Origin of the sequence: Helicobacter sp. UBA3407, assembly GCF_949747025.1 — a bacterium.
Taxonomy (GTDB): Bacteria; Campylobacterota; Campylobacteria; order Campylobacterales; family Helicobacteraceae; genus Helicobacter_D; species Helicobacter_D ganmani.
Window position 1 is genome coordinate 1 of the sequence record NZ_CATKCB010000054.1, and the last position, 7,813, is coordinate 7,813.

The window sequence follows — 7,813 nt, forward strand, 5'->3', positions numbered from 1 at the left end:
ATCTTTGAAAGCTAGATTCCAAAACTTTAGCAAGTTTTCCACAATTCTTTCAAATCAAATCACAAAGGTTGCAAAATGGCAAAGAAAAAAGCGCAAATTTTTGAATGTCAGCATTGTGGATTCCAAAGCTCAAAATGGCTCGGAAAATGCTCTAATTGCGGAGCTTGGGAAAGTTTCTTGGAGCTTAAAACAGAACAAATTGAGGTATTAAAGGCAACTTCATCTCCTCTTAGCACCACCAAAGTTACGCCAATTACAGAAGTGCAAGAAGAGGAATTTGTGCGCTTTAGTAGTGGAGAATCAGAGCTAGATATTGTGCTTGGGGGAGGAATCGTGCTTGGGGGAATGTATTTAGTCGGCGGAAGTCCGGGCGTTGGAAAATCTACGCTTTTGTTAAAAATCTCAAGCAATCTAGCCAAAATGGGCAAACAAATCCTCTATGTCAGCGGGGAAGAAAGTGCTTCACAAATCAAACTACGGGCGGAGCGATTAAATGCAGTTTGCGAAAATCTTTTTTTGCTCAATGCAATCAAGCTAGAGGAGATTTTAGGCACGATTTATGCCAATGAACACTCTTATTCTATGGTTGTAATAGATAGTATTCAAACGCTTTATAGTGAGAATATCAGCTCTAGTCCCGGGAGTGTTTCGCAAGTGCGTGAGGTAACTTTTGAGCTTATGCGCCTTGCTAAAGAGCGTGGAATCTGCGTGTTTATCATTGGGCATATTACCAAAGATGGCGCGATTGCAGGACCTAGAATCTTAGAACATATGGTGGATTGCGTGCTCTATTTTGAGGGAGATTCTAGCCGTGAATTGCGATTTTTAAGGGGATTTAAAAACCGCTTTGGCAACACTAGCGAAATTGGAATCTTTGAAATGAAAAGCAATGGTCTAGTTGGAGCAAAAGAGGCTTCCAAGATTTTCTTTAGTCAAAAGACTTCTGCACCCGGAAGTGCATTAAGTGTCGTAATGGAGGGTTCTCGCTCACTTGTTTTAGAGGTGCAAGCATTGGTGAGCGACTGCGCTTATGGTATGCCTAAACGCTCTTCTACGGGATTTGATTCCAATCGTCTCAATATGATTTTGGCTCTATTGGAGCGAAAATTAGAGATTCCGCTGAATCGCTACGATGTTTTTATCAATATCACCGGTGGAATCAAGATTTTAGAAACTGCGGCAGACTTAGCAGTCGTAGCAGCAATTCTATCTAGTTTCCGCAACCGCCCTCTCTCTAATGGAAGCATATTTTTGGGTGAAGTCAGCCTTGTAGGAGACATTAGAGATGTTCCCAATGTAGAAGCAAGACTCAAAGAAGCATTATCTCTTGGAATCTCTAATGCGATTCTACCCAAAAAACCCGCGCAAAAAATCAATATCAAATGTTTTGAAGTGCAAGAAGTTACAAAAATCATTGATTGGATGTAGAGATTCCACCTTTTGCAACTCTTTATTTTTTCTAGATTAGAAAATTAGTTTTAAAATTTACTTATAATTTACGCCCTTGTGTTCTTTTGTGCCTTTACGGCAATCTACAATGTTAATCTCGTTTTAAAGATTCCATTGCAAAAGCAGAATCCCTGCTATTCCTTATGCACATTAAGCGCAGAGAAACTCTGACTTGTCGGCATTATCTCTAATGTATTCACATTGATATGTTTTGGTAAGGTAGCAACCCAATAAACCGCTTGAGCAATATCCTGTGGCGTAAGAGCATTTGCCCCTTGATAGAGCGCGTCTGCTTTGCTTTTGTCGCCTTTGAATCGCACAAGCGAAAATTCACTACCCCCAGCAAGTCCGGGTTCAATATCACTTACGCGCACATTTGTGCCACTTAAATCCGCACGCAAACCCAAAGCAAATTGGCGCACAAATGCTTTACTCGCCCCATAAACATTACCTCCCGGATAAGGATAACTTCCCGCAATTGAACCAATCGTAATGATATGCCCGCTTTTGCGCTCCACCATTTGTGGCAGAATCAAACGCGTGATAAATGCAAGGGCTTTGACATTGACTTCAATCATTCTCTCCCAATCCTCAAAATCACATTTGTCTGCACTTGTCAATCCAAGTGCAAGCCCTGCGTTATTGACTAGAACATCAATTTCTTTGAAATTTTGTGGTAGAGATTCTATGGCTTGACGCAAAGAATCTTTGTCGCAAATATCACAAGGCAGAGCTATACAATGTGGAATCTCTTGCGCAAGGGATTCCAACTGCTCCTTGCGCCTTGCAAGCGCAATGACTTTGTGTCCTTTGCCGCCAAACTCTTGAGCGATTGCACGTCCAAACCCGCTAGACGCACCTGTAACTAATACATTCATTGTCTTTCCTTTGGTGTTGAATATTGCTTGAATTATAGGAAGTTAGTTTTAAAATTTACTTATAATTTACGACCTTGTGTTCTTTTGTGCCTTTGCGATACTGCGTCCTTGCAAGTATTTTTGTAAAAAATGCGTAGCAATCTATAATGTAGAATCTTGCTTTTAAAGTTTCCATTGCAAAGGTTAATTTATACAAGATTACGGGATTATAGATTTGCAAAAGTATGGGACTAAAACTCTACAACAAAGCCACGATTCAAACCTGCAAAATCTTGATAAAACTCCAAACTCTTATGTGGCAAAGTTTGCAGATAAGATTCCACACTTTCTTTTTGATTATAACCCATTTCGCAAATCAAAAACGGAATCTTGCAATCAAAGCTAAGTTGAATAATATGCAATAGCATTTCATAGCCTCTTTTTCCACCAAAAAGAGCATTTTGTGGCTCAAACCTCAACGTAGGAGGTAGAATCTCACCCTCCTTGATATAAGGAGGATTTGCGAGCAACAAATCAAAAGGAATCTTTAATGCCTTATTAAAATCTAAATACGCGCTTCTATGCAAAGTTAAATTCTCCGCTCCAAATCTAACTCTATTAACATAGGCATTAAAAAGGGCTTCGGGTGAAATATCGCTTGCGTGAAATTCTAGTTTAGGATTCTTTGAAGCAAGCAAGACACTGATTGCTCCACTCCCTACACCAATTTCTGCGATTCTTGTGCAAGATTTCCGCACAATCAAATCCAATGCCTTTTGCACTAAAATCTCTGTTTCTGGACGCGGAATCAACGCACCATACGAAACATATAGCTCTTCACCATAAAAGCTCACGCTCTCTACCAAATATTCTATCGGCTCGTGATGACTTCTGCGCAAAATCAATTTTTTAAAAGATTCCAACCAAAAAGGCTGAATCGTTGTTTCAAAATTACAATGCAAAGCAACTCTAGGCTGCCTTAAAACAAACCCAAGTAAAATTTCAGATTCTAAAAGCGGGCGCGGAATCCCTTGTTCTTTTAGCTTTTTTGCGCCATATTTGAGAGCTTTTTGAATACTCCATTGTAATTCCATTGCTTAGACTTCACTTAAACTTTTTGAATATTCTGTGGTTGATTTGCTAGATTTGCACAGCCTAATGCCATTAATCGCGCCATTAAAGGCGGGTGGCTATAAAAAAATCGCATATACAAAGGGTGAGCCAAAGGAAAGGAATTGTTTTCTTTAACAAGAACTAATAGCGCATTTGAGAGGGATTCTGCGCTTGTTAGCTCTGCACCAAATCTATCGGCTGCAAATTCGTTTTGGCAACTTCTCCAATTTACCAACAGCATAAAATACAATCCAATCGGCGAGCTTAAAAGCAACAAAAAGACAATCAATGCGTGCGCACTTCGCTCCAAATTTGCTTCAACAAACAAAGATTCGGGCAAGTTTGCTACCACAAATAATAAAACGCCAAAAAATCCAAGCACAAGCCCTAGCATTTTGTAAATATCGTAATGCTTAAAATGCCCAAGCTCGTGCCCCAAAACAGCAAGAATGGAATCACTTGAAATTTTTTCTAACAAAGTATCAAACAATATCACGCGTTTTGCGCGTCCTAATCCCGCAAAATACGCATTCAATCTCCCATCGCGTCTAGAAGCGTCCATGACAAAAACGCCTTTGCTTTGGAATCCCACACGATGTAATAAAGCAGTGATTTTATCCTGTAATTTTGGATTTTCAAGGGGAGTGAATTTGTTAAACATCGGCGCAATCAAAAGAGGATACAAGAAATTTATCCCAATAAGCAAAACTGCTCCAAAAAGAAACACATAAACTTCCCAAAATCGCACTTCCAAAATAATCCAACTAAAAACAAAAATCAAGATTCCACTCACAATAAGCAATAAAGCAAAAGACTTCAAGGTATCTGTGATAAAAAGCTTCATTCCACCTTTTGCAAAACCAAACTTTTTATCAATAACCAAAGTCTGATAAGCTTCAAAAGGTAAATTCACCAATGCTCCAACAACAAGAAACACGAGCACAAAGACGACAGATTTCATCAAAGGCGATAGCTCCAAAGCCGAATCTAAGGTGGAAAAACCAAAAAGAATCCAAAAACTCATAAGTAAAAAATCTAAACTCACATTATAAATTGCAATTTTTTCACGCACGCTTGCATAATCTGCTGCCTTTAAAAACGCACTAGATTCTAAAATATAAGGTGGTTTGGCTTTTTCTTGTCGGATAAAATTTAACTGCAAAAAAGAAAGAACCAACTTCGGAAAACTAAAGAATAAAGCATAGCACACAATTAAATTCATTTATAAACCTTTCAATGGATTGGATTTAAAAGTTTTCTAGGGCAAACTCCATATCCTTTTCAATCACGCTTCCGTGCGTTTGCCCCTCAAAACTTTTAAAATACGCCACACAAGCACTTTCTTGCGTGATTCTATTTGCAAGAGATTGCGCACTCAAAAAAGACTTTTTCTCAACCAAATGACTTTCTAATTCTCCTTGTGTGATAAAAATCAAAGGGCAACTCTTTAGCCGAATCTCTCTAGGTAGAAAGGAAGCTTCTCCCCACCACAAAGATGGGGAATTAATAAAAAAATGCGTAAAATCTCTGCTCTCTTTAAGCAAAGAGTTTAGCACAAAGATTCCCCCAAAAGAATGCCCAAAAAATGCTTTATAATCAGGATTAATAGGATATTTTTTTGCTAAAAAAGGCAAGAGTATCTCTTGAACAAAAGACAAAAACTCCTTGTCTCCACCGCCTCCTTGAAAATCCTCTCCTAGCACTTTTGGCATATAATCCCTCGTGCGTTTTAAAGTGTCAAACGCTTTTGGGCTATCATAGCCCACACCGACAATGATAATGGGTTCTTTGGGCGGATTTTGATACAGATTCAAGATTCTAGGGAAAAAAGCATTGCCATCAAGAGACACAAAAAGCTTGTAATTTGCGCCTTGCAACTTACTCTTTGCAAGAAAGATTCTGTATTTTATATCTTTGTAGAGGAAATCCTTTGCCTGCGGGATTTCAAAAAAATCTTTTACTTTTACAGAAAGTTGCGGAATCACCTGACTTGGTTTTGCAAAAAGCACACAAAAAAATGCCAAAAAGAAAAAGATGATTTTCATTAAAACCTTGCTTGCTTTTTGTCTTTTTCTTAATTAAAAGAATCTTAAAAAAATTCTTCAATTCGTCAAATTTTCAAAAAGCCAAATGAGATAAAATTTCCAAAATTTTGCGTATTATAACAAAAGCATATATAAAATTATTGTTTAATAATGTATAATCTACAAAATTGTATTAAAATAATTGGGAATTTTATATGGGAATTTTTGAACGAAATGATATTGCGATTGACTTAGGCACGGTGAATACTATCGTGCGCAACGATATGGAAACAACACTTTTTTGCGAAGCGACTTGTATTGCTCTTGAAAAAAAATATAATTCTCATCGCATTCTAGCAATCGGCGATTCGGCAAAAAAAATGCTAGGACGCACACACAACGAAATAGAAGTAGTCAATCCTCTTTTGAATGGAGCTATCAGCGATTTTGAAACCACTAAAATCTTTATGAACGCAATTTTGCAAAAAGCAAAAGCGGGTTCGCTCTCTCCCCGCGTAGGCATTAGTATCCCTCAAAACCTCACGCAAGTAGAGAGACATTCTCTCTATGAAGCAACAATGCTTGCGGGAGCGAAAGAAGTCTTGCTCATAGAAGACCCCTTTAGCGCGAGCGTTGGTGCTGGATTAGACATTTCTACCGCACGTGCAAAAATGATTATTGACGCTGGAGGAGGACTTGTAGAAGTCAGTATTATTTCCTTAAATGGACTGATTACAAGTGCTTTTACCAAAGAAGCGGGAGATTTCATAGATTTCGCCTTAGTAGAATATTGTCGCCATAATAAAAATATTGGAATTAGCAAGGAAATGGCAGAAAACTTGAAACGCAAAATCAATGTTTTTGCCAAGAATCCCACAATTCATATTGGAGCAAAAAACCTTGCCAATAGTATGCCTATAGAATGTGAATTAGACTTAGAGGAATTCAAAGGCGTTATTTTAAATAGTCTTTACAAAATCAAAGACATTATTATTGAGGCTATCCACAATGCACCTCCGCAAATTGCGCCCGATTTGATTGAAGATGGGGCGACTTTGACGGGTGGTTTGGCACTGATTCCGGGTATTAAGGATTTCTTGGAAAAAGAACTTAGAATGCAAATCCACCTTACTCCAGACCCACTTTTGGATATTTCCAAAGGGGTTTGGCAGATTATGCAAGATTATGAATCTTTTGAAAAAAGTTTATAATGAATTCTCACTCTTTTCTTGAACCTCTTGCCACACCAAGTGGAATCCAAGCCTTTTTAAGCCGCGCACCGCTTAATATCGCCTTTCACGCGGGAGGAGATTCCAAAGAAAATGTAGAATCCCATCGCTCTCTTTGTATAGCCCCTTTTCCTCTTTCCTCTCTTGCATATCTTAATCAAGTGCATAGCAAAGAGATTCTAAAGGCACAAAGAGGAGGATTATTAGGTGATGGCGATGGAATCTTGATTGCGCAAAAAAATATTATCGGGCTAATTATGGTAGCAGATTGCAATCCGATTTTGCTCTTTGATACCAAGCACAAAGTCCTAGCATTGCTACACGGCGGACGCGTAGGCTTACAAAAAGGCATTATTCCCAACGCTTTAGAACAAATGCAGCAAGAATTCAACACGCAAACCTCCGATTTGTTTGCCTATGTTGGACCTTCTATTCGTGCGTGTTGTTATGAAGTAGGCGAGGAAGTCTTGAAAGATTCCCTCTTAAAGAAAGGCAAAATCGTGCGTGAAGGCAAGATTTACTTAGATTTAATCGCAATCATAAAATCTCAATTTAAAGCCAAAAATATTACAAATTACGACATTTCACCTCACTGCACTTGCTGCACTTCTGCTTACTTTTCTTATCGCAAAAATCCCCAATGCGGACGCTTTGGATTGTTTGCATATCTAACTTAAAGGAGACAAACGATGATTATTATCCCTGCAAGGCTCAAATCCACGCGTTTTCCCAACAAGGTTTTAGCGCAAATTCGTGGAATCCCTATGATTGTGCGCACAGCAGAACTCGCCAAGGAGATTGATGATGTTATCGTCGCTTGCGATGATTCTCTTATTGCGGAGGTTTGCACGCGCTATGGCATACGCTCAATCCTTACAAGCAACACACACGAAAGTGGAACAGATAGAATTGCTGAATGCGCTAGACTTTTAAAGCTTACTAAAGAGGAGATTATTATTAACTTGCAAGGCGATGAACCATTCTTGGAGCAAGAAGTCATCTTGCGCTTAAAACATTTAATGGAAAATGAAGCCAAAAGTCGCGGTGAGATTCCATTTATGGGAAGTTGCGCAAAATCAATCACTAGCGAACAAGCTAATGACCCAAATCTTGTAAAAGTAGTCTTGAATGCCAAGAATGA

Annotated in this window: 8 protein-coding genes; 4 read left to right on the forward strand and 4 right to left on the reverse strand. The window is 38.7% G+C overall.

Features of this window, described 5'->3' with window-relative positions; translation table 11 throughout:
- Positions 1 to 75 precede the first annotated feature (75 nt).
- A complete protein-coding gene (radA, locus tag Q1553_RS00915; RefSeq protein WP_115551002.1) occupies positions 76 to 1,428 on the forward strand; it encodes a DNA repair protein RadA in 1,353 nt (450 codons plus the stop codon).
- 155 nt (positions 1,429 to 1,583) lie between these two features.
- Here the strand turns inward: radA and Q1553_RS00920 are convergent, their stop codons facing one another.
- The 4 genes from Q1553_RS00920 to Q1553_RS00935 all read right to left on the reverse strand — a co-directional run bounded on the left by Q1553_RS00920 (position 1,584) and on the right by Q1553_RS00935 (position 5,464).
- Positions 1,584 to 2,327 carry an SDR family NAD(P)-dependent oxidoreductase gene (locus Q1553_RS00920; RefSeq protein WP_115551003.1) on the reverse strand — a complete coding sequence of 248 codons (744 nt, stop codon included), beginning with the start codon at positions 2,325 to 2,327 and terminating at the stop codon, positions 1,584 to 1,586.
- 230 nt (positions 2,328 to 2,557) lie between these two features.
- Positions 2,558 to 3,400 (reverse strand): HemK/PrmC family methyltransferase, encoded by an 843-nt coding sequence (locus tag Q1553_RS00925; protein WP_115551004.1) that lies wholly within the window; start codon positions 3,398 to 3,400, stop codon positions 2,558 to 2,560.
- 14 nt (positions 3,401 to 3,414) lie between these two features.
- A complete protein-coding gene (locus Q1553_RS00930; protein ID WP_300706597.1) occupies positions 3,415 to 4,641 on the reverse strand; it encodes a M48 family metallopeptidase in 1,227 nt (408 codons plus the stop codon).
- Between the two features lie 25 nt (positions 4,642 to 4,666).
- Positions 4,667 to 5,464 (reverse strand): alpha/beta hydrolase-fold protein, encoded by a 798-nt coding sequence (locus Q1553_RS00935; RefSeq protein ID WP_115551006.1) that lies wholly within the window; start codon positions 5,462 to 5,464, stop codon positions 4,667 to 4,669.
- A 194-nt stretch (positions 5,465 to 5,658) separates the two neighbouring features.
- Between Q1553_RS00935 and Q1553_RS00940 the strand changes: the two genes are divergently transcribed.
- The 3 genes from Q1553_RS00940 to kdsB all read left to right on the forward strand — a co-directional run.
- Entirely contained in the window at positions 5,659 to 6,654 is a 996-nt protein-coding gene (locus tag Q1553_RS00940) for a rod shape-determining protein (protein WP_115551007.1), read from the forward strand.
- Positions 6,654 to 7,349, forward strand: a complete 696-nt coding sequence (locus tag Q1553_RS00945; protein ID WP_297571566.1) for a polyphenol oxidase family protein — start codon at positions 6,654 to 6,656, stop codon at positions 7,347 to 7,349. The genes Q1553_RS00940 and Q1553_RS00945 overlap by 1 nt, the downstream gene beginning before the upstream one ends.
- 12 nt (positions 7,350 to 7,361) lie before the next feature.
- A partial coding sequence (kdsB, locus tag Q1553_RS00950; protein WP_300842677.1) for a 3-deoxy-manno-octulosonate cytidylyltransferase occupies positions 7,362 to 7,813 on the forward strand: 452 nt, incomplete at its 3' end.

Excerpts from the sequence above, each read along its gene's own strand:
- radA (WP_115551002.1), top strand. The coding sequence starts at position 76 with ATGGCAAAGAAAAAAGCGCAAATTTTTGAATGTCAGCATTGTGGATTC.
- Q1553_RS00920 (WP_115551003.1), bottom strand. The coding sequence starts at position 2,327 with ATGAATGTATTAGTTACAGGTGCGTCTAGCGGGTTTGGACGTGCAATC.
- Q1553_RS00925 (WP_115551004.1), bottom strand. The coding sequence starts at position 3,400 with ATGGAATTACAATGGAGTATTCAAAAAGCTCTCAAATATGGCGCAAAA.
- Q1553_RS00930 (WP_300706597.1), bottom strand. The coding sequence starts at position 4,641 with ATGAATTTAATTGTGTGCTATGCTTTATTCTTTAGTTTTCCGAAGTTG.
- Q1553_RS00935 (WP_115551006.1), bottom strand. The coding sequence starts at position 5,464 with ATGAAAATCATCTTTTTCTTTTTGGCATTTTTTTGTGTGCTTTTTGCA.
- Q1553_RS00940 (WP_115551007.1), top strand. The coding sequence starts at position 5,659 with ATGGGAATTTTTGAACGAAATGATATTGCGATTGACTTAGGCACGGTG.
- Q1553_RS00945 (WP_297571566.1), top strand. The coding sequence starts at position 6,654 with ATGAATTCTCACTCTTTTCTTGAACCTCTTGCCACACCAAGTGGAATC.